The 20,419-nt window shown below is 48.2% G+C and carries 16 protein-coding genes; 6 read left to right on the top strand and 10 right to left on the bottom strand.

Features of this window, described 5'->3' with window-relative positions:
• Nucleotides 1-137 precede the first annotated feature (137 nt).
• The 3 genes from ACTHSN_RS09550 to ACTHSN_RS09540 all read right to left on the bottom strand — a co-directional run bounded on the left by ACTHSN_RS09550 (nucleotide 138) and on the right by ACTHSN_RS09540 (nucleotide 6,938).
• The gene (locus ACTHSN_RS09550) at nucleotides 138-3,896 is read right to left on the bottom strand and encodes a hemagglutinin repeat-containing protein (protein ID WP_070459940.1); all 3,759 of its coding nucleotides are present in this window, start codon (nucleotides 3,894-3,896) and stop codon (nucleotides 138-140) included.
• Between the two features lie 254 nt (nucleotides 3,897-4,150).
• A complete protein-coding gene (locus ACTHSN_RS09545; protein WP_070459943.1) occupies nucleotides 4,151-5,818 on the bottom strand; it encodes a ShlB/FhaC/HecB family hemolysin secretion/activation protein in 1,668 nt (555 codons plus the stop codon).
• Nucleotides 5,819-6,029: 211 nt separating this feature from the next.
• On the bottom strand, nucleotides 6,030-6,938 hold the full coding sequence (locus tag ACTHSN_RS09540) for a Dyp-type peroxidase (protein WP_070459946.1): 909 nt from the start codon (nucleotides 6,936-6,938) through the stop codon (nucleotides 6,030-6,032).
• Nucleotides 6,939-7,041: 103 nt separating this feature from the next.
• On the opposite strand from ACTHSN_RS09540, the gene ACTHSN_RS09535 reads away from it, so the two are divergent.
• Together ACTHSN_RS09535 and ACTHSN_RS09530 are read left to right on the top strand one after the other, a co-directional pair.
• A complete protein-coding gene (locus tag ACTHSN_RS09535; RefSeq protein WP_070459949.1) occupies nucleotides 7,042-8,130 on the top strand; it encodes a metallophosphoesterase in 1,089 nt (362 codons plus the stop codon).
• A 140-nt stretch (nucleotides 8,131-8,270) separates the two neighbouring features.
• Nucleotides 8,271-8,861, top strand: coding sequence for a LemA family protein (locus tag ACTHSN_RS09530; RefSeq protein WP_070459952.1), 591 nt, complete (start codon nucleotides 8,271-8,273; stop codon nucleotides 8,859-8,861).
• Nucleotides 8,862-8,970: 109 nt separating this feature from the next.
• Here the strand turns inward: ACTHSN_RS09530 and ACTHSN_RS09525 are convergent, their stop codons facing one another.
• Genes ACTHSN_RS09525 through ACTHSN_RS09510 form a run of 4 tightly spaced genes read right to left on the bottom strand, consistent with a single transcriptional unit; the run spans nucleotide 8,971 to nucleotide 13,240 of the window.
• Entirely contained in the window at nucleotides 8,971-10,083 is a 1,113-nt protein-coding gene (locus ACTHSN_RS09525; protein ID WP_440365280.1) for an SGNH/GDSL hydrolase family protein, read from the bottom strand.
• Nucleotides 10,080-11,108 (bottom strand): peptidoglycan O-acetyltransferase PatB, encoded by a 1,029-nt coding sequence (gene patB, locus ACTHSN_RS09520; RefSeq protein WP_070459958.1) that lies wholly within the window; start codon nucleotides 11,106-11,108, stop codon nucleotides 10,080-10,082. Before patB ends, ACTHSN_RS09525 begins: the two co-directional genes overlap by 4 nt.
• Nucleotides 11,109-11,118: 10 nt before the next feature.
• On the bottom strand, nucleotides 11,119-12,555 hold the full coding sequence (locus ACTHSN_RS09515; protein WP_070459961.1) for an MBOAT family O-acyltransferase: 1,437 nt from the start codon (nucleotides 12,553-12,555) through the stop codon (nucleotides 11,119-11,121).
• Nucleotides 12,556-12,601: 46 nt separating this feature from the next.
• The gene (locus ACTHSN_RS09510) at nucleotides 12,602-13,240 is read right to left on the bottom strand and encodes a DedA family protein (RefSeq protein ID WP_070459965.1); all 639 of its coding nucleotides are present in this window, start codon (nucleotides 13,238-13,240) and stop codon (nucleotides 12,602-12,604) included.
• 230 nt (nucleotides 13,241-13,470) lie between these two features.
• Between ACTHSN_RS09510 and hda the strand changes: the two genes are divergently transcribed.
• From hda to ACTHSN_RS09490, 4 genes are all read left to right on the top strand, one after another.
• Entirely contained in the window at nucleotides 13,471-14,139 is a 669-nt protein-coding gene (gene hda / locus ACTHSN_RS09505; RefSeq protein ID WP_070459969.1) for a DnaA regulatory inactivator Hda, read from the top strand.
• Entirely contained in the window at nucleotides 14,136-14,804 is a 669-nt protein-coding gene (locus ACTHSN_RS09500) for an HAD family hydrolase (protein WP_070459972.1), read from the top strand. The genes hda and ACTHSN_RS09500 overlap by 4 nt, the downstream gene beginning before the upstream one ends.
• Nucleotides 14,805-14,864: 60 nt before the next feature.
• Nucleotides 14,865-15,179 (top strand): TonB family protein, encoded by a 315-nt coding sequence (locus ACTHSN_RS09495; protein ID WP_003747161.1) that lies wholly within the window; start codon nucleotides 14,865-14,867, stop codon nucleotides 15,177-15,179.
• 157 nt (nucleotides 15,180-15,336) lie between these two features.
• A complete protein-coding gene (locus ACTHSN_RS09490; RefSeq protein WP_070459975.1) occupies nucleotides 15,337-16,122 on the top strand; it encodes an endonuclease/exonuclease/phosphatase family protein in 786 nt (261 codons plus the stop codon).
• Nucleotides 16,123-17,293: 1,171 nt separating this feature from the next.
• Here the strand turns inward: ACTHSN_RS09490 and ACTHSN_RS09485 are convergent.
• The 3 genes from ACTHSN_RS09485 to ACTHSN_RS09475 are packed head-to-tail and all read right to left on the bottom strand — an operon-like array spanning nucleotide 17,294 to nucleotide 20,339.
• Nucleotides 17,294-19,030, bottom strand: a complete 1,737-nt coding sequence (locus ACTHSN_RS09485) for a DUF927 domain-containing protein (protein WP_440365279.1) — start codon at nucleotides 19,028-19,030, stop codon at nucleotides 17,294-17,296.
• Nucleotides 19,027-20,127, bottom strand: coding sequence for a DUF7146 domain-containing protein (locus tag ACTHSN_RS09480; RefSeq protein WP_440365278.1), 1,101 nt, complete (start codon nucleotides 20,125-20,127; stop codon nucleotides 19,027-19,029). Before ACTHSN_RS09480 ends, ACTHSN_RS09485 begins: the two co-directional genes overlap by 4 nt.
• Nucleotides 20,124-20,339: a PTS sugar transporter subunit IID gene (locus ACTHSN_RS09475; RefSeq protein ID WP_107791906.1), complete on the bottom strand. Its 216-nt coding sequence runs from the start codon at nucleotides 20,337-20,339 to the stop codon at nucleotides 20,124-20,126. The genes ACTHSN_RS09480 and ACTHSN_RS09475 overlap by 4 nt, the downstream gene beginning before the upstream one ends.
• Nucleotides 20,340-20,419: the final 80 nt, after the last annotated feature.

Raw genomic sequence — 20,419 nt, 5'->3', positions numbered from 1 at the left:
ACGGAATAATATTAGCGAGGCATTATCATAACAGAGATAGTGTGTTGTTTTGCATTGATGATAAAAATGCCGTCTGAAAACTTTCTGTTTTCAGACGGCATGTCTTAATGGCTATTAAATGACTTCAATAGTGCATTTTAGTAGCGCAAACGGCGTCTGGCGTAGCTTGGTTGGCGAGGATGGTAGGTATAACGGTTCGCCGCAGGAGCTTTACTGTCGTCATAGTAGTACGCAACATTATTACCGTTGATGGTCGTATTGTTGACGCTCAAACCGGTTGGAGAGCCGGTAGTGATAACAACATTGTCGCTTTGGATGGTGTTTGCCGTATTGGTTACGGTGGCGTCGTTTTTACCTTTGGCGTTGATGCCGCCGTTTGGTTTGCCTGAAGCGTAGCTGCCGTTGACATTGACGGTCAGATTTTTTTCGTTAACGCTGCTGATCGCGCCGGAAGTATTGACTTTGTTGCCTTCTACTTCAACGGAGTTATTGGATACCAGGTTGGTACCGTGCAGGTTGACGTCGCCGTTGTTGGCATTGATTTTAATATCGTTGCCGGCCACTACATTTGCGCCTGCGGCGGTAGAAGACGCGTTATCGGTTTTGTTGACGCCGACAGAGCCGTTGACGTGAGGAACGGCAACACCGGTTTCAACATTGATTGTCGCGCCAGCGCCGATACCGACATTAACGGCTGTACCTTGGTTGGAGGCAGTATTGGCTGACTCGGTGAAGGTTACGCCGTTGCCTGCGGTAATGTTGACGTTGTTGTTGGCAGTAATGTTGGATGCGATTTCAGCAGAGTCTTTGGCGTTGATGACAACATTGGTCGCATTCATATCGCCTTTGACGGCGGTAGATTCTTTTTTGTTTTCATCAGCGTAGTTGACGTTCAGGTTGGCATTCACATCAACGTTTGAACCGTCTTTGGTGTATGCGCCGACAGTCAAAGAAGCGCCTCCTTGTTTACTGCTGCTGTTGCTGGTGTTGTGGGCGGCAGTGTTGTGGTATGAACCTGCATCAATGTTGATCGCACCGGTAACATCATATTTTGTACCTTCATCAGACACTTTGTCATTTGCCAAAACGATGGCATTGCCTGCGTTGATGGTGGTTACGGTTGCAGTGGATTCATTGTGGGTCGAAGAGTTGCCTTGACCTTGTGCAGTGATTTCACCGCCGATGCCTTTGTTGGTGCTGATGCCAACAGAAACGACCAAACCGCCGCCGTTTTGTTTCACATCGGATTTTGCACCGCTGTGTGCCGCTGCATGGGTAACGTTTTTGGCAGATTCAACCACATTGCCGGTCGCGTTAATCACGGTACCTTCTTGATTAATATTGCCGTTTGCAGTGATGGTAGCGTTGCCGCCGGTGTTGATGTTGGATACATGGGATGTATTCGTTACGGTAGTTGCATCTGTTTTGGTGCTGGTAATGCCGACAGATACGCCGACGCCTGCAACGTTATTTTTTTCGTATGCAGTAGCAGATACGCCCAAATCGGTTACGCGGCCGGATTCGGTCACAGTGCTGCTGCCTTTGGATGCAACAACATTGACGTCATTGGCTGCGGAAATGTTGACAGATTCTTCGCCGTTGACTTGGCTGCCGCTGACGGTAACGTTTGAGTTGGAAGACAACTGGGTGTTTTTACCGGTCAAAATGCTGCCGTTCAGGCCGACAGAATGGGTGTCGGTGTGGGTATCGGTAAATTTGATACCGGCTTTGGCAGTCACGCTGCCGTTTTCTTTATTGGTTTCGATACCAGAGTAGCCTTTGATGGAATACTCGTTGACCTGCTTGTTTTCTACTGCTTTGGCTGCATCAATGGTCAAATCGCCTGCGGAAGACAGTTGCAGTTTTTGTGCCGCAAACAATGCAGAACCGATCACATTGATGTCTTTGTTGGAAACAACGGTCAGGTCGGCATTGGAAACCAGGGTAGAACCGGTTACTTTTTCAATGCTGCTGTTGCTGCTGGTTTTAGAGGTAGTGATATTGAAAATCGTACCTTTACGCGCGCTTTGTGCGGAAGTATCGGTGCTGGTGGCGTTTTTAATATCAACATTGCCTGCTTTGGAGCTGACGAATGTACCGGCTTGGCCTTCAACGGTACTGCCGTAAACGTTGACGCCGTTTTTTGCACCCAAGACTACGTTTGAGTTGGCAGTAATGCTGCTGCCGTGCAGGTTTTCTGTACGGTTGTTTTGAACTTGGCTTTCACCGCCGAACAGGCCGCCCCAGTATTTTTTCTGGTCATCGAGGCTGTTGGTATTAGTGGTGGTTTGAGTGCCCAAGTTGATCTTGTTGACATCGGTAACGACATTGCCGTTTGCCGCGATGCTTGCGCCGTAAGTGCTCAAATCGCCTTCGGAAATCAAACCGATATCACCGGCTGCGGAGATTTTGGTTTGATGGGCGGTAGAGTTTTTGGAAGATTTTGTAGCGATACCGGTTTTCAGGGCGGCAGTTTCATTTTTGAAGCTGACATAAGTCGAGCTGCTGTCGGTTTCGCTGTTGCTGCTCAATACGATTCCTTGTTGGGCGGCAATGCGAGCATCAGCAGCCGAGTTTAGTTCGGTCGCATCCAATTGAACTTTGCCTGTGGTGGCAATATTGACAGAGCCGGCATTGATTTTGGTTTGATGCAGGCTTTCGTCAGCAGAAGAGCTCAGGTTGTTGTTGTACCAAAGGCCTTTGCTTTGAGTATGGTCGGATTCTATGCGGTTGGTGGTTTTTACCGCGTTAGAATTGAAGTTGCCTGTGGCAGATGCGGTCAGCGCGCCGGCATTGATGTTGGCTGCGCTCAGGTTGAGGCTGCCGCTATTGTTCAAAGTCAATGACTCGGATGCATTGATATTGCTGGCGGTAAAGGTTTCCGTTTTGTTGCGGTCTGAACGGAAGTGCTGAACATTTTTCGCCTCTTTGCCGCTGGAAGACTTGTTAGCAGAATGGCTGTTAACCGTGCCTTTGATGTCGGTATCGCGGGCAAACAATTCCATTTGTGCGCCGGTCAGATTGGCAGACTGGATGCTCAGGTTGCCTTTGCTGTCGATATTCAGGTAGCGGGTGCCGGTAATCGCCGCATTTTGAATGTTTTGTTTGGCGCGTTTGTCGGTCGCGTGGATGCGGATGGTACCGGCACGCATACTGCCGAAGATATGACCGTCAAGCACCGGCGCATTTGAAGCAGCGTCCAATGCTTCGATTTGCGCGGTTTTGTAGTCGAAGTTGCTTTTGCCTGAAGAAACGTTGATGGCGTCGGCGGCATTAACATTGGCTGATTTACCGACAACAACTTGCGGCGCGAGCAGGTCAACTACGCGGTTGCCGCTCAAATTGCCGTTTACTTGCAGTTGTTTGCCATTGTCGCTGATATTAAAAGATTTCAACGTGCCGTCTGAAACGGTTGGCGTACCGACAACCAAGGATGTGCGGTTGGCATTCAGGATGCTGCCGCCGTTGTGGGTAATGCCGTTAGGGTTTGCCAAAACATAGTCTGCGGCAATACCGAAGATCTCTTGCTGACCCAAGATCAGAGAAGGGTTTTTGCTGACCACTTCGTTCAAGATCACAGATGCGGCCTGACCTTGGAAGTTTTTGTTGGCAGACAGGTTTCCGGCCAGTTGGGATTTACCGGCAGACAGGGCGTTATTCAAAACGGCACCGTGTTGGGAAACGTTGTACTTGTTATATTGGTTGTGAGAAAGACCTTGGGCCGTCGGTGCGGCAATGTTGACGATGTCAACATTGTGTTGCTGCTGTACCGAAGTTTGGCCGATGGCTTCGATATTGGCCGCTACCGCTGCATTTCCCAGGAATGCAAAGCACACGGCGACAGTTACTTTGCCAGAAGCTGAGAGCTTAGGCTGATATAAAGTGTCGATTTTCATGGATTTTAATCCTTATTTATCGTGATGGAGATTGAATCAGAAATCCCATATCGGGTATGAGATTTCTGTTGAGGAAATTTTGAATGTATTAACATTGTTATAAAATTTTTTACAATAATACCACCAGTACGGCCTTGTGTGCACTATTTCAAATGCAAATATAAACCGCCCATCTTATTGATATTAATGAAAAATTAATAATGTTAAGATGGGCGGTTTATATATTGGATAAAAGGATATATATTTACATAACTTTAAAATGGAATGCGCAAAGAAACGGTCACATGATCCTGTATTTCACTGTTTGATTGGTTGGGCATGCGCGCAAAACCTTTGCCATAGTCGGCAGAAAGTTGCCATTTATCCGCCTTGCCCAAATTCAAACCTGCAACCACACCCATGGCGCGTTGCGAACCTTCGTTATTGTTTTTGGCAACGCCGATGTCTGCACCCAGATAAGGCTCGATATAGATGCCGTGAGGCGTATTGCGGCGGAAATAAACGGTATTGCTTAACAGGACTGCGCTGTTTGCGCTCAAAGAAGTTGAACGGAAACCGCGTACATTTTGATGACCGACGACGTCCATTTCTTTGGTGGCAAACAAATCATGAGGGCTATATTGGGCATCGATTTGGTGATGGTTGCGCACGATCCATTTACCCAATGGGCGGTTTTGAATCAAATTGCTTTGCAAGGATACAGAGGTATAGCGCTTGTCGAACGGCGTATGTTCGGTATTTTTCGCAAACCCTTGTTCCACGCCGATATTGTTGAGCCAAATACCGTTTGGCAGGATGGTTGTATGCGACAGGCCGACTTGTGCCGAATAGATTTCCGGGCTTTGCAGTTCCAGTTTGCTGTCGGCAAATTTTGCAGTCTGTTTCACATAATCGATGCCGGCATAGGCGGAGGTAATGTGTTTTTGACTGCGTGAAAATACGCGGTCCGCTTTGATTCCTGCCGCTTTGGATTTGGAGCGGTAGGCATAGCGCGTTACGCTGGGCGTTAAGATGCTTTGCGATTGCGACGCGGCGGCGTAAGTGCTGAATGTCCATGCGCCATAAGGTACTTGGTAGAACATACTGCCGCCGCGACTGTAATGGCTGTCGTGATTGTTTAGATTGGTATAGCCGTTTAGATAAAGGGAGTCGCTCAATCCCAACGGGCTGCCGATATTCAGGCTGCCGCGAAGTGTCGTGGTATTGGGTTTGCTGCCTTTATTGTCGATGGTGACGCTGCCGCCCCAATGTTTTTGGGCATCGTTGTTGAGTTGGATGGAGGCGGTGCCGTCATCATGCGGATAAACATCGATGCTGACGTTGTTGCCGGCAACATGGTTTGCCTGTTCAATACCTTGGTCGAGGTATTGGATGTTTAGAGGTTTGCCTTGATGATCGGGGAAGAGGGTATCGACGTTGACTGTACGGGAGCCGCCGGTAATCTCACGGATTTTGCCTTCGATGACTGCCAATTTCAGGACGCGTTCAGACGTGGTTTCAAATTTGATTTGCGTATGCGGATAGCCTTGAGCGATATACTCGGCAACGATGTCCCGGTTCAGTTGGTTGATGTTGTTTTGATTGATGCATTTGGGTAACTTGGCTTCAATCTTTTGGGAATCGATAAGGGTAATGCCGGAAAGCTCGATACCGGTGTAATCCAAGCATTCGGTATTGTTTTCAGACGGCACCTCTTGTGCAACCGTGTCGTTATCTTGTTTTTTCTGTAAATCCCATGCCGACTGCTCGCGTTTTTGGATTTCGACCGAATGAATCTGATCGAGGTTGTCGCGGAAGTCTTTGTCGAATTGGTTGGGTACGTTTTTATCGATTTGATCAAGCGGATTCGGCGTATTGGCCGCATAGGCGTTCAGCGCGGAGAGAATCAATACGGGCAGGGGAAGAAGGCGGGATTTATACATGGTGTCGTAATTTTATAGGGATAATAATTGGGTTTATTTTATCGAAAATAGCTGCTTGGGGCGTATCAGTTTTTATCGTTGTCTGTAATCAGGGTTTATTAAGCAACGATGGGATAAATTTCTATGATAATACCATAAAATATTAAGGGAATTTAAATAACAAAAACCTGCCTTTGAAAAGGCAGGTTTTTTTCAGACGGCCTTTGAGCCGTTAAAGATTTTGCAAACGTTCGACAGAAGGTGCGTAGTAGTAAGCACCTGATACGGCTTTAGACAAATGTTTCAGCAGTAAGTCGGTTTTGCCGTCAGATTCGCCGAACATATTGAGCAGTTGAACTTCAATATTGTGCAGCGTGTTGCAATAGGAAGTGAACATCAAACCATGTTCGCCGCTGAGTTTGCCGAAGGGTAGGCTGCGGCGGACAATTTTCAGGCCAACGCCGTTTTCTTTAACATTGACGCGGCCGAGATGGGAATCTGGCAGGCGCACGTCTTTGCTGAATTCGTCATTGGTTTCTTTGCTGCGGCCAACGCTGGCTTCTTGTTCGGCAGTGGGAACGGCATCCCATTTTTTCAAATCGTGCAGGTATTTTTGCAGCAAAACATAGCTGCCGCCGGCATCAGGCTTGCCTTCGGGAATAATGGCGACATTGCGCACATTGTCATCGCCCTGCGGATTTTCCGTACCGTCGACAAAACCGTCCAAGCCGCGGTCTTCATACAGGCGCAGGCCGTGTTCTTCAGTGGCTACGCGGATGCTGTCGCCGAATGCGCTGAAAACAGATTGGGCCAAGGCGTAGGCGGCTTTTTGCTCGGTGGCTTGAATGTGGATATAGAGGTCGTGTTGGGTGGAGGGTGCGAGGCCGTTGCCCAATTCTGGGAAAGGTTTGATTTCGCTGCCTTCGTCAGTATGGCCGAACGATTGCCATGCGCGGCTGCCAAAGGCAATGGTCAAACCCAAAATATCATTCGGAAAACGGGTTTTCAGTTTAGCCAGAGCCTCCAAAGAAAGACGGCAGGCAGATTTGATGTCTTCATTGCGGCCGTCTGAAATGTCTGCTTCGATAAAAATACCGGCTTGTGCGTGATCAGGAATAATGGCTGATTGGGGATGGCTCATGATGATTCCTTTCAAAATATTATGGGTTTTTACGCGGGGGATTATACACTGAAAGTTTCAGACGGCCTAAAATCTGCCTTTTGATTTTTTAGGGCGGAAAGGCATGTTTGGCAAGATGTTTTTTGTGAGCGTCATTCTGTTGCAAGTGTTTACATTCGGGCTCGGGCGTTCGCTGCAATGGTTGTTTGCGCCTTGGATTGGCAAAGTCGGCAGACGTTGGCTGATGGGTATTTCCTATTTCATTACAAACGGCTTGTTGGTCGGTTTGCTGCTGGAGTTGGGACATATAATATTCCGCGCGATGGCGTTTTGGATGGTGATCTTGCTGTTTGTGATGTATGCCGCGCTGGCGACATTTATCCTGTATCTTTTGCTGCGCCGTTTTATGGCACGCCAACTGCTGTCACGAAGCCTGCGGCTGTTTGCGCCTTTGTTTGTGGCCGGTTTGCTCGGTTTTGGGATGTATAACGCCTATACGCCTGTTGTTCGCCATCAGACTGTATTCATCAATAAGAAAATGGATAAGCCGCTGCGTATCGGCGTGGCCAGCGATTTGCACTTGGGGATTTTGTTTGGCGCGCGTCAATTGGACAAGCTAACGGACATCATGAAGCGGGAAAAAGTCGACATGGTGTTGCTGCCGGGGGATTTGATGGACGATACCGTTGATGCCTACCTTAAAGAAAACATGAAACCGCATTTGCAGAAGCTGACTGCGCCGATGGGCGTTTATGCCACTTTGGGCAATCATGACTGGTTCCGCGATCAGAAGCGTATCAAACATGAATTGGAAGCGGCAGGTTTGACGGTTTTGGCCAATCAGGTTCTGGAAGTGAATGGTGTGTTGCTGGTAGGGCGGAGCGATGATTTGGATCGCAAGCGTCCCAGTGCGGAGCAGCTTTTGGAAGGTCAAAATACCCAATTACCGGTTTTATTGATGGATCACCGTCCTACTTCAATCGAAACCCATGCCCGGCTGCCGATTGATGTGCAGGTCTCCGGCCATGTCCACAACGGCCAAGTTGCACCTGCCAACCTTATCGTCCGTACGCTTTATCGTCTTGCTTACGGTTATGAGGCGATCGGCAACGGCCATTTTTTCACCACTTCGGGCTACGGCTTCTGGGGCATTCCCCTTCGTTTGGGTTCGCAATCAGAAGTGTGGGTTATCGACATCAAGTCAAAGCATTGAAATAGAAATATAAACTTCAGGCCGTCTGAATTTTAGACGGCCTTTTTTATGAAAATTGGGAAAAAATATTAAAATTGGATTATAATCAATGTAAAAAATCAGCCACCGGTATGAGTGGCATCATAACTAGGGAACTCACTATGGGCATTATCAGTCTTGCACTTATTTTCGTATCAATCGCCGCCGTCTTATTGTATTTCAAACAACAGTTGAAAGACCGCAAAAAAGACTGTCGCGAATCCTTTGTCTCTTTGCGCATTGCGCTTGACTGCCGACATCAGGCCGTCCGTCATGTATTGGATGCATACAGCAAACACCTGCAAGAGCAGGGCATTGCATCGGATCGAAACGTTCAGCAGATGTGTGCCGAAGTCGAAACCGCATTGGCGCAAACTGCCAAAACATTTTCCGAATCCAAGATCAAACATCTGTGCGAAGCCGAAACAGCATTGAATCATGCGCTGAAAAAATTGCAAACTGCCGTCAAAGGCCTTTTGAAACAGTATCCTGATGAGAAATTGGCCGGTTTGATGGAAATGCTGGATGCAGCAGAGGCGGAAGTTGCATCGGCACGCCGCACTTACAACCGCAGAGCCGGAAGCTACAACCATCATTTAAACAAGCTGCCCAACCGCCTTGTCGCCAAGCCATTAGGTTTTGACAGGCAGGCAAGATTGGTTCATTTTACGGAAAACCAAACGCAACGCATGAGCAGCAATATGTTGGCTTAAAAAAATAAGCAGTTTGCTGAATAAGCGATAAACAAAAGGCCGTCTGAAATATTAATTTCAGACGGCCTTTTATGTGCTGTTAATGAAAAACACTTAGGCCTTGGCCAATTTATTGAGCAAAGCGGATCAGGCTGTCGGCAAGCTTATCGGCTGCAGTTTCATAACCTTGTGCAGAGAAGTGGACGCCGTCTTTGGCTGCCAAGCCTTGAGCCATCCAGTTTTTCATGCTGCATGCCCCGCCCATCGCATCCTGCCAAGACCAGAACATGATTTTTTCGTCATGGGCAACGCGTTGCTGCATTTGTTGTACTTCGCTGAGTAAGACTGGACGGTTGCCGCAGCTGCCGTAGGCAGTTTTCAAAGATTCCGGAGCGCCGAGGATCAGGATACCTGCGTTAGGCAGGGTGTTTTTGATTTGACGGATGTAATTGCGCCATGTCCGCTCGGTAGAGGAAATATCGAGGTTGCCGGAAAAGGCTTCATTGGTACCGTAGGCAAGGATGATTAAATCGGCTTTGGTTTGTGCCAAATCTTCCCACATACCGGGCCGCCATTTTGACCATTGGGATAACTGCGCGCCGTTGATGCCCATGGCGGAAACGGTTACGCCGCGTCCGGGGCGTTCGATATTAATGAAACCGATTTGCCAAGGCATGCTGCTGCTGAGGGTCATCGGCAGGGAAGCATTGGTACGCAGCAGTTGCCAACCGTTTTGTGTGGCAGGGATTTCGCGGCCGTTGACGGTCAGGGTTTGCTCTGACCAAACCGGTTTGCCGAAAATGGAGATTTGTTGCATATCCATGCTGCCGTCGGCTGCGCTTAAGGTAATGCTGCCGCCATCGGCGCGTGCTTCAATACCGCCGAAAGAAAAATCGCTGTGTGATTTGCGGCTGCTGATGGTGTTCCAACCGCTGCCGCTGTAACGGACGGTTGCCATGCGCTGGCCTTTGACGGTGTTGGGGTAAACCCAACCGATGCCGCCGTTGCCCCATTGTTGTTGCAAACGGCGACGCAGGCGGTCGGTGAAATAGTCGCCGGCGGTGTGGGAGTCGCCAACTTGGATGATGCGAAACTTGCCGTCTGAAGTATTGTTGAACTGTTGCAGTTTATTCAGCCAGGCAGGGCGGTTGGAGCCGTAGTTGCTTAACAGGCCGTCATTGGTTGCGCAGGCGGTAATAGGGAGTGCGAGAAGTGTGAGGAGTAAGGTTTTATTAAATTTCATGGTTGTGTATCGTGTGTAAAATTAATTTTTTCCATAATTTTTTCGGCCAATAGTTTTTGGCCTTCTGCGGAAAAGTGAATGCCGTCCTTGCTGCGGTAACGGATGATTTTTCCATCTACTTTGACAGAGTCGGCATATTCTTCTGCGCCATTGCTCAACAGTTTGTCAGTCGGCAGCCAAATGGCTTGAGGCGACACCGTACCCGACAGGATTTTGTCGAGGTAGCGCATCTGTTCGTTGAGCTTGGCTTTTTTCATGTAAGGAATGCCCAGCCAAATGACTTGGACATCATGTGTGGAGGCTGCATCAAGAATACGGCGGACGCGGTTGAGGTATTCTGCCTCCCATTCGGGGGAGGCGAATTTCAGGTATTTTTTACCCATCGGGAAATCCCAAGGGTCGTTGGGGCCTAAGAATACAACCAAAACGCGGATATCGGGTTCTTTTTGCAAAGTTTGTTCGATGGTTTTCGGCCAGTCGAAGAAATTGGGGTAGGACAAACCGGTACTTTGTTTGCTGAGGTTGACCGATTGTACGCCATATTCTTGCTTGAGGTGTTTTTGTACGAAAGGTGCAACGCCCTGCATCAGTGAGTCGCCGGCAAAGAAAACTTTGTTGCCTTTTTTCAACACGACCTGTGTTGCCGACTGATCAGCCTGATTGCTTGGCTCGCTGGCTGCGGTATCTGTATTGTTAGCCGCATCGGAAGCAGCAGAGTCTTTTTGATTGTCGGATACTTCAATGTTTTCCGTATTTTCAGACGACCTTGTTGTTTCAATGCCAGAGTCTTCCGAAGCCAAAGTGTCTTCTGCTTCCAGCGAAGCTTTCAGGCCGTCTGAAAATTCGTAGGCTTTTTGTTGCCAATCCGCACCGATACGCCACCAAGCGTATTCGGATAAAGGCTCAAGCGGACTGTTTTCATGATAGGTTTGCTGCCAATAGGCATTGATGGAGTTTTGGGCAAACCACGTCAGCGCAACCGCACTGAGCAGAATCGAAACAAACAGGGAGATAAAGCGTTTCATGTTCTGCTCCTTAGAAGTTGGCGTAAATAAAGCCGGGAATACCGGACGGGGCGAAGACGATAATCAGGGCGAGGATCAGCGTGATGGGGATAAACCACAGCCATGCAGGCAGTTTGTCCAAGCCTTTTACCGATGCTTCAAATAAGCGAAGCAAATACGGGTACAGCAAAAGCATCATCGCAAATGCACCCAGCAACATGAGGTCGGTCGGCAGAGGCGCGTTCCAACCTTTGTCATTGGCAAATAATGCGCTGAACAGCATTTCCGTATCGGCAAGCGTTGCGCTGTTGAACACGACAAAAGCGAAACAAACGAAATGGAAAGTAAACAGCCAGGCAAGCGGTTTGCCGATTTTCAGACGGCCTAAGGCATTGCGGCCGACGATTTTATCGCCGCAGTTAAGGAATACTAAAGCCGCACCGTGCAGCGCGCCCCAAATTAAAAAGCTCCAGCCATAGCCATGCCAAATGCCGGAAAGCAACATAGCAATCATCAGATTGAGCTGGGTGCGGCCGAAGCCTTTTTTGCTGCCGCCCAAAGGGATATAGATATAGTCGCGAATCCAAGTGGACAGGCTGATATGCCATCTGTCCCAGAAGTCGCGGATGTTGATGGCGCGAAGCGGCGCGGCAAAGTTTTTCGGCAGTTGGAAGCCGAGCAGCATGGCCAAGCCGATGACCAAATCTGAGTAGCCGGAAAAGTCGAAAAAGAGTTGGAAGGTGTAGCCATAAATCGCAGACAGAACGCCCCAGCCGTCGAACTGAGCCGGATTTTCAAAAACAGGCGATACCCAACCTTCCGCTAATACGCCGGCAAGCCACCACTTTTTGGCAATGCCCAACATAATCAGGCCAACCGCCAAAGCCGGATAAATCAGCTGGCGTGCCTGTTTGGTGCGGATTTGCACCAATGCGCCTGCTTGTTCGCCATCTATGCTTTTAAAAGCGGCTGCACGGATAATCGGGCCGGATGTGATGGTGGGGAAGAAGCTCAGATGCAGTAGGAGCTCGTGCCATTCAAAACGCTCTCCCTTAGGCTCACGGTAGCAATACACCAAGTAAGCCAGCGATTGGAAAGTGTAATAAGACAAGCCCAGAGGCAAAAGGATGTCGATGACGGCGCTTTGTCCTGTATATTGCTGAATAATCGGGCGGAAAAAGTCGAAGTATTTGAAGAAACACAAAACAGTCAATGCCGCCAAAATACCGCAACCCAGCCAAAATTTGCGGATATGCTCGTTTTCAGAAAACATCAGCACGCTGACCAGGTAAACCACAGACGAGTAAACCAAAATCAGCGCGGCAAAGATGGGGTCGATACGGTAAAGCCAGCCCAGTCCGGCAACCAAAAGTAAAACGTTTTGAACTTGCGGCAAACGTGCAAATGCCCAGTACAGCGGCAAAAATACGATAAAGAATACCGCAAACTCAATAGACAACAACGGCATGACAATTCCTTGATGTGTTTAAACTTTCAAACTTTTCGATTGATTGTTATTTTTTGGCGTTAAGTTTGGCGCGGACGACTTCGACTACCGCAGGTAAAATCGAAATCACGATGATTGCCGCCATGACTAAGCCCAGATTGTTTTTGACGACGGGGATATTGGCGAAGAAGTAGCCTGCATAGGAAAACGACAATACCCACAACACTGCGCCGATAATGTTGTAACGGATAAACGTCGCGTAGTGCATATCGCCCATACCGGCGACAAATGGAGCAAACGTCCGCACAATCGGCACAAAGCGCGCAATGATGATGGTTTTACCGCCGTGTTTTTCATAGAACGCATGGGTTTTTTCCAAATACGAACGGCGGAAAATTTTGGAATCAGGATTGGCAAACAGTTTTTGTCCAAAATACTTGCCAATCATAAAGTTGGCCGCATCGCCTAAAATAGCGGCCGCCAAGAGCAGCAATACCATGACGTGGATGTTCATGCCGCCGATGGCCGCAATACCGCCGGCGGCAAAAAGCAGCGAGTCGCCGGGTAAAAATGGCGTTACGACCAAACCAGTTTCGCAGAAAATCACAACAAACAAAATCGCGTAAATCCACGGGCCGTATTGGGCGGAAAGGTGGACAAGGTGTTGGTCGATATGGAGGATGAAATCAATAAGGGTAGAAATCACTAGGGTTCCCCAAATAAAAAGGCCGTCTGAAAAAGAACAGACAAATGTTTCGGCGAGAAGTTCGACATTGTAAAACCAAAGCGGAATAAAACCAATGCCGTAAGCGCGTCAAGATATGTTTAGAAGTGCAGATATGTTGCAGGTATAGGTTTCAGACGGCCTTTATCCTTGATGGTGGACGGCAAAACAACGTAAAATAAAGCCGATTTCAACCTAACCGGTGCGCCTTTGTGAACCAGCTCATCTTCGATTTTGCCAGCCATGATTATCCCGGCTTCGACAAATTTCTGGGAACAGAAAATGCCGAGCTGGTGTATGTGTTGCAGCACAAACATGGGCAATTTATCTATGTTTGGGGCGAAGAGGGCGCAGGAAAAAGCCATCTCTTGCAGGCATGGGTCGCACAGGCGCTCGATGCCGGACGAAATGCCATCTATATTGATGCCGCCGCCACGCCGCTGACAGAAGCCGCGCTGGATGCGGAATATCTTGCCATTGACCAAATCGAAAAGCTTAATAATGAAGAACAGGCTTTACTGTTTGCCATCTTCAACCGCTTCCGCAACAGCGGCAAAGGCTTTTTGCTTTTGAGTTCCGAATATACGCCGCAACAACTCGTTATCCGCGAAGACCTGCGCACACGCATGGCGTATTGCTTGGTTTACGAAGTCAAACCGTTGACCGACCGGGAAAAAATCGATGCGCTTGTCAGCATGGCGGCCGCCCGTCAGGTAACCATCGATCCAGAAATTTTCGAATACCTGCTGAACCATTGGCGGCGCGATATGGACAGCCTGATGCAAATGCTCGATACCCTCGACAACTACGCCGTTATGATGGGCAAGCGCATTACTTTGCCGCTTTTGCGCCAGCTTTTAAAACAACAGGAAACCCAATGAAAAACCTTGCCATTTTCGACCTCGACAATACTTTAATCAATACCGATTCGGATCACTCCTGGCCGCAATACCTGATTAAAAAAGGCATAGTGGATGCGGCTGAAACCGAGGCGCAAAATGAAAAGTTCTACCAAGACTATCAAAACGGTTGTCTTGATATTGATGCTTTCCTCAAATTCCATCTCGCGCCTTTAGCCCGTTTCAGCAAGGAGGAATTGGCTGAGTTTCATCGCGAGTTTATGGCCGAATATATTGTTCCGCATATTTCTCCGATGCAGCGTATGTTGGTACAAAGCCATCAAATGGCGGGTGACGAAATGTTGGTTATTTCTTCGACCAACGAGTTCATCATTACTCCAATCTGCCATCTTTTCGGTATTCACAACATTATCGGCACACAGCTTGAAACCGGTGAAGACGGCCGATATACCGGCAACTATGTCGGTACGCCGAGCCTGAAAGAAGGCAAAATTACCCGATTGAACCAATGGCTTGCCGAGCGCGGCGAGACCTTTGAAAGCTACGGTAAGGTTTATTTTTACAGCGACTCCAAAAACGACTTGCCGTTGCTGCGTATCGTGGACGAACCTGTCGCCGTCAATCCGGATGCCGAGTTGGAAAAAGAAGCCAAAGAAAAAGGTTGGCCGATTTTGAATTTCAAATAACGACGAATCCAGGCCGTCTGAAATATTTAACCTAACCACAACCCTAATAAGGACTAAAACATGAAAACGACTAAACTCCTCGCCTCAGCCCTGTTGTTTGCCGCTGTATTCGGTACCGCACAAGCAGCCGATACCGAAACTCTGGAAGCCATGAAAGCACAAAACGGCAGCGTTAAAACCGTTTTGATGGATGTCTTCACAACTCCTGCCGGTAATGTCGACCGCGTGAATATCATTCAATCCAGCGGCAATCCTGAAATGGACGAACGTGCAGTGAAAAGCGTTTCCAAATATCCTTATCCGAAACGCAAAACCGCATCTAAATACCAACATACCGTTACTTTTGAGACCAATGTTGAAGTAATCAACAACTGATTCGGACGCAAGGCCGTCTGAAAAACAAAAGGCGTTTTGATTGGGAAATTCCCTGTCAAAACGCCGTTTTATTCTTTAAACAAGTATAACCAAAATTGCCGTAAAACCACACGCTCCGGTGTTATACTGAAGCAAATAAACCGCTTCATCACACATCATGTCTCCCCGTCCAGTTACCATTACTTCCTACAATATGCACAAAGGCATGTCTGCGCTCAACCGCAAAGTGCAGGTCAACCGCATGGCTGACGCGCTGGGTGCATTGGGTTCGGACGTTTTGTTTTTACAAGAAGTCCAAGGACAACATCTCAACAGAAGCCGCCGTACCGACTTTCCCGATGCGCCGCATTACGACATCATCGGCGACAGCCTCGATTATCATCGCAGCTACGGCAAAAATGCCGTCTATCCCAAACGACACCACGGCAACGCCATTCTCAGCCGCCTGCCGCTGAAAACGGAAAACAACCTCAACATCAGCGTCAATAAACTCGAACAGCGCGGCCTGTTGCATTGCGAGGTCGTGCCCGAAGGTTGGGAAGATCCGCTGGTGTGTTTGTGCGTCCACCTCAATCTGCGCGAGCCGGACCGCCTTAAACAATACCGCGCCATCAGCGATTACGTTGGCCGATATATTCGTCCGGAAAGCCCGTTGATTATCGCTGGCGATTTCAATGACTGGCGGCAGAAATCAGCGCATGAATTGGGCAGGGCATTAGATTTGAACGAAGTATTCGTCGATAATACAGGCAAACGCCCCAAAACCTTCCCTTCGCGCCTGCCCATCCTCAGTCTTGACCGCATTTACACGCGCAACCTTGATGTCATCGATTCTGAAATCCACAACAGTAAAGACTGGCAGCATTTGTCAGATCATCTGCCCTTGAGTGTAACGGTTAGACCTCATCGTAAAATGAATATGAAATCAGATAGAAAAATGTGAGGCTGAAATTTTTTAAAGCACTATTGGGAATGTATCGAAAGAAAAAGTTTTTTCGCTCAGATATTTGATATAAAAACAGGCCGTCTGAAAAGTTTCAGACGGCCTGTTTAAGTTTATAAAAAAGCGCAAACTTTTTTATATTAAAAGTTTGCGCTTCAAATCTGGTGGAGGCGGGGTCAATCGTACTTTGAGATTAACTCATTGATTTAAATATAATCATGTTCTTGTTTACGGTAAAAGTTACCCCAAAAGTTACCCCAAAACTTTAAGGTAGGGGCATTTTTTTGGCACTATTTACCCCTTGTCAGATTGCCAGTTTAAGCTGTTTGGGTGGCAGGGGCAAAAATATTTTGCGGCATTTCTGCCAAGCTGTAAACATGGTTGAATTGTAACACTGGAAATTATCCGCGCTTGTGGGGTGTTCTCTGCTTTCTTCTTCCAGTCGTCCGATATTGTCTCTCGGGCGGCTTTTGTTTGTATCGGCTCTGTCAGTCATGCGCCCAAACAAAAAAAGCGTATATATACAAAAAAACGCAAAAATCGTTTGTTACCTTGTTACCAATGGCTGAAAGCCTTGCCAGTCATGGCTTACATGGTAACAAAACACATATTTTAACCTTGTTACCATTTGTTACCGCTCCTATTTTTTAAGCGTAACCATTTGAATATAAAAGGGTAACAAGTGGTAACAAATCGGTAACAAGTAAATTTATGTTCATTTGTTACCGTTTTTTCTGTGTTTTTATATTTATATTCATATAGTTATAAGTGTTAAATTTTGTGGTAACAAAGGTAACAAGTGATTTTGCCTCGCGCATATGGTTTTATCTTTTCGCGTGTCTTGGTCTTCTTTCCTTTTTATGGGCTCCAAAAATTCAAGGGCTGCTTTTCTCGCGCGCGCGCGTATTGGTGTCGAAATTATTTATCCCTCGTCTGTCTTTGTTGGTCATAGCGTAAATAGGCTAAAATCGCGCTGTAAGCGCGTTTCTTTGTTTTGGTAGGGTAGGTATAGGGAAAGGGTCAAACAGTCCTAATTTTTGAGATTTAGGGGCTTCCTGTTAATTTTATGCTTTCTTGGTTGGTCTGCCTGAATGTTTAGACGTAAAAAAGCCCGCCTGTGTTGATCCCGGCGGGCTTGGTTAGGATTTTGGAATTAACCCCATGTAAATGATTAGTCGTCCAGTTCTATATTTGTAGCTAAAACATGAAACCAGCCGTTACCTTTCCGCTGGTGTTGGTAGCCTCTGTTTTTGTGGTTATATTTCAACAATCCATTATCTGCTAATACGCGGCAAACTTTCGCTTCATCGAAACTTTGGGCGATTTCATCGGCAAAGACACGGCGGATTACCCACAATTCCAATTTTTCCCCCTCCTGTTTCCTATATCCTGCATGGTCTTTATTGGTGCTTTTATCGCTCCATTCCATAAACCGCGTGCCTAATGCGTGCTGGGCGATAAAATCCTCTGCCTGCTCAATGATTCGGCGGTCTTCGTGTTTTCCTGCTCCGTTGGCTTCCAGCCATTCATCAAAGCATTTTTTCACGCCTGCCATGCCTACACCTACGGGCAAGCCGGTAACAGGGGCGGCAAGTTCCAAAGCGGAGGCGGCGATAGCAAAGCGTTTTGCTACTCTTCGCGCCTGCCCTGATAATTCGGGAATGGTTGCCATAAATGCGGCCATGCGCTCCGTTGCCTGCTGTTTGGCTTGTTCTAGGTTGTCTAAAAGCTGTCGGATAAATAGTCTTCCTGCCGTTCCGTGATATTTTTCTGCTGATTGGGCGATATGCTCACTCAACAATGCGCCATCTTCAAATCCGTGCAATGTGTCATAAATGCCGTATTGCGCGGCGGCTCTGATACTAGGCAGGCGGGCGGCTTGTCCTGCGTTCCAATCGCCCTTATGGTGCTTCAAGATGGAATCGGGGGTCTTTTCGCCGGTGGAAAACATCATCACTTTCCAGCGGCTTAAAGCGCGGTTTCCGCCTTGTTTTGCGCCTTGCACTTTGTTGATACCGTTCATAACGCTATAAACAGTATCGCCGATAACGTGCGGGCTTGCCTGTCCTATTTCGTCCAACACCAGCAAGCCATCATTGCGGGCGGCGGCTGTGTTGGAAAAGCCTATTTTCGTACCGCTCCAAGACAACAGGCTTCCTGATGGTTTGCCCCATACGCTCAAGGCTACTTTTGCGGCTGTGGTTTTGCCGTCTGAAGAATCGCCCATCAAGTGGAAGCCCCCCGATTCTTCGTTTAATAGGGAAAGCAACGGGGCGGCAAATGAAGCTCCCAAAGCAAGGCACAAACGGCTATTTCCTACTGCATATCGGGCTATGTTTTGTTGCCAGTCGGTAAGCTCTCCGTTTGGCTGATATGCCTTTGCTTGGCTGGTGTCGCCGTTGTAGATAATGGCGGGGTCTTTGTCGGTCGCTGTGATGGTTTCCCCACTGGGCATAATGTAGCTGTCTTCGTGCCAGCCTGCGCGGTCGGTAATGGTAAAGGCTGTCTGGCTTCCCTCTTTCTGCAAATAGTCTGCCAGTTTTCGCCTTTTTGTTGGGTTGCTCTCAATGAATAAGCCGTAAAACCCCAAACGCTCCCAGCATTTCCCACCGGCAATTTCTGCTTGTGGCAGGGCGGCGGTCTTATGCCGGCGTGTGATTTTGTCTTTAAACTTGATAATCCGATAATACGCGCCGTCATTGTCTTGCCCTGTGCCTATGATGTCGATAGGGTCGGAAAGCAATAGCGGCTCTGCTTCGACAATATCGCCGTCTTTGTCGGTTCTAACGTTTATCCACCATACGCCCCGATTGTCGATTTCAAAGTGAGGGCGCGGGCGGAATGACTCGATATTCTCAAGGTTGTAGTCGTTGGGGCTTTCCTGCTTCGCTGTTTCGGTATTTTTCATGCTGTCTGTCCTCCGAAATGATTGTCTGATTGCTTTTTCTCGTTCAGTTCGTCCAGTGCGTCATAGCCTGCTGTTTTGCTTCGCAATATGCTCGTCTTGATTCCTTGCTTAAAGGCTCGCATTGCCAAGTCATAAGCGGCTCTGTAACCAACAGGGCGGGGCGTGTCGTTATCGGCAATAATCGCAATTTCTTTTATACCGTCTGGAAAGTGAAAATTAGTCATGCCGCTTGTGCTTAGGGCGGCGTATAAGCCCCAATCGTAAGCCTTGTACAATTCACGGGCGGCAAGGGCGGTTTCTATTCCCTCTGCAATGACAAGACGGCCATTTTCAGGAATTGGGAACAAGTGGACGGCTTGCCCTGAAATGCTGCCTTGCTTACGGTTTCGCATTTTCTTAGCTGGTAATGCTTCGCCCGTTTCAGGGTGTTTGATTGCCAGTTTCTGATAGCGCGGGGCGTGTAGTCCGTCCTCTCCGCATGGCTTGTCATAGGTCGTCTGAAGATAGGTAAGGTGCAAGCCTTGAAGCTCCTCGTCCATATCACGGATAGCGCAAACCATACACGGGAAACGGCCAAGCAAAAGCGGCTTATTTTCGCCTGTTGTCCAATAGTCTTTTTCAGGTAGGAAACGGACGTTTTCGGGTAAATGCGCCATCTCCAAACCGCGTGATTTCAAATACTGGATAACAGGGGAATCAGGGCGGATAGGCTCTGTGCTTCTCCATAATGCGGCCAGTTTCTCGATTTGGTCTTTTTCGGGGCGTGGCTGCGCTTGTGGGTGGTTTGGCGGTATCGGCAAAGGGTCTGCATTGCCCATGCCTAAAACGCCTGAAACCTGCTTTAAAGCCGTCTGAAAGTCGCATTGCAAATAGTGCATTACCAAGCCGAAACCATCGCCCGCGCCGTTGTTGTAATGGTTACAAATGAATGTGCCGTTTCCGTCCTTGTCGTCATATCTGAAACGGTCTTTCCCTCCACACGCGGGGCAGGGCTGGTGTTTGTTTTTCAGGTATCGCGGGTCTATGCCTAATGCCGCGTGTATTTCCTGCCAGCGGTATTGCGCGGCAGCTTTAATGTCTTGGTATGTTGGTTTCATTGCTCTGCCTCCTCTGATACTGGTTCTAAAACTATTCCGGCTGTTGGGTCGGTTTTCCATATTGCGGGCGTTTCCGGCTCTAGTTGCTCCGTGTCAGCGTGGGCGGGCTGGTTACAGGCTCGGACTACCAAAGCCAAAAGCAACACCCAAAACACCAGCAAGGCGCGGTTAAGATACCGGCGGAAACGGTCGGATTTATTGGTCTGTTTCATGGTTTTATCCTTTGCTCTGCCTCCAGTGTTTCAAAACATGAATCTAATAAAATCAATTAGTTATGAAAACACTAGGGCGA

The organism is Neisseria sp. P0009.S010, assembly GCF_051958545.1.
Taxonomy (GTDB): domain Bacteria; phylum Pseudomonadota; class Gammaproteobacteria; order Burkholderiales; family Neisseriaceae; genus Neisseria; species Neisseria subflava_A.
Note: the sequence above shows the minus strand (reverse complement) of the source record. Positions and strands in the feature narration are given on the sequence as shown.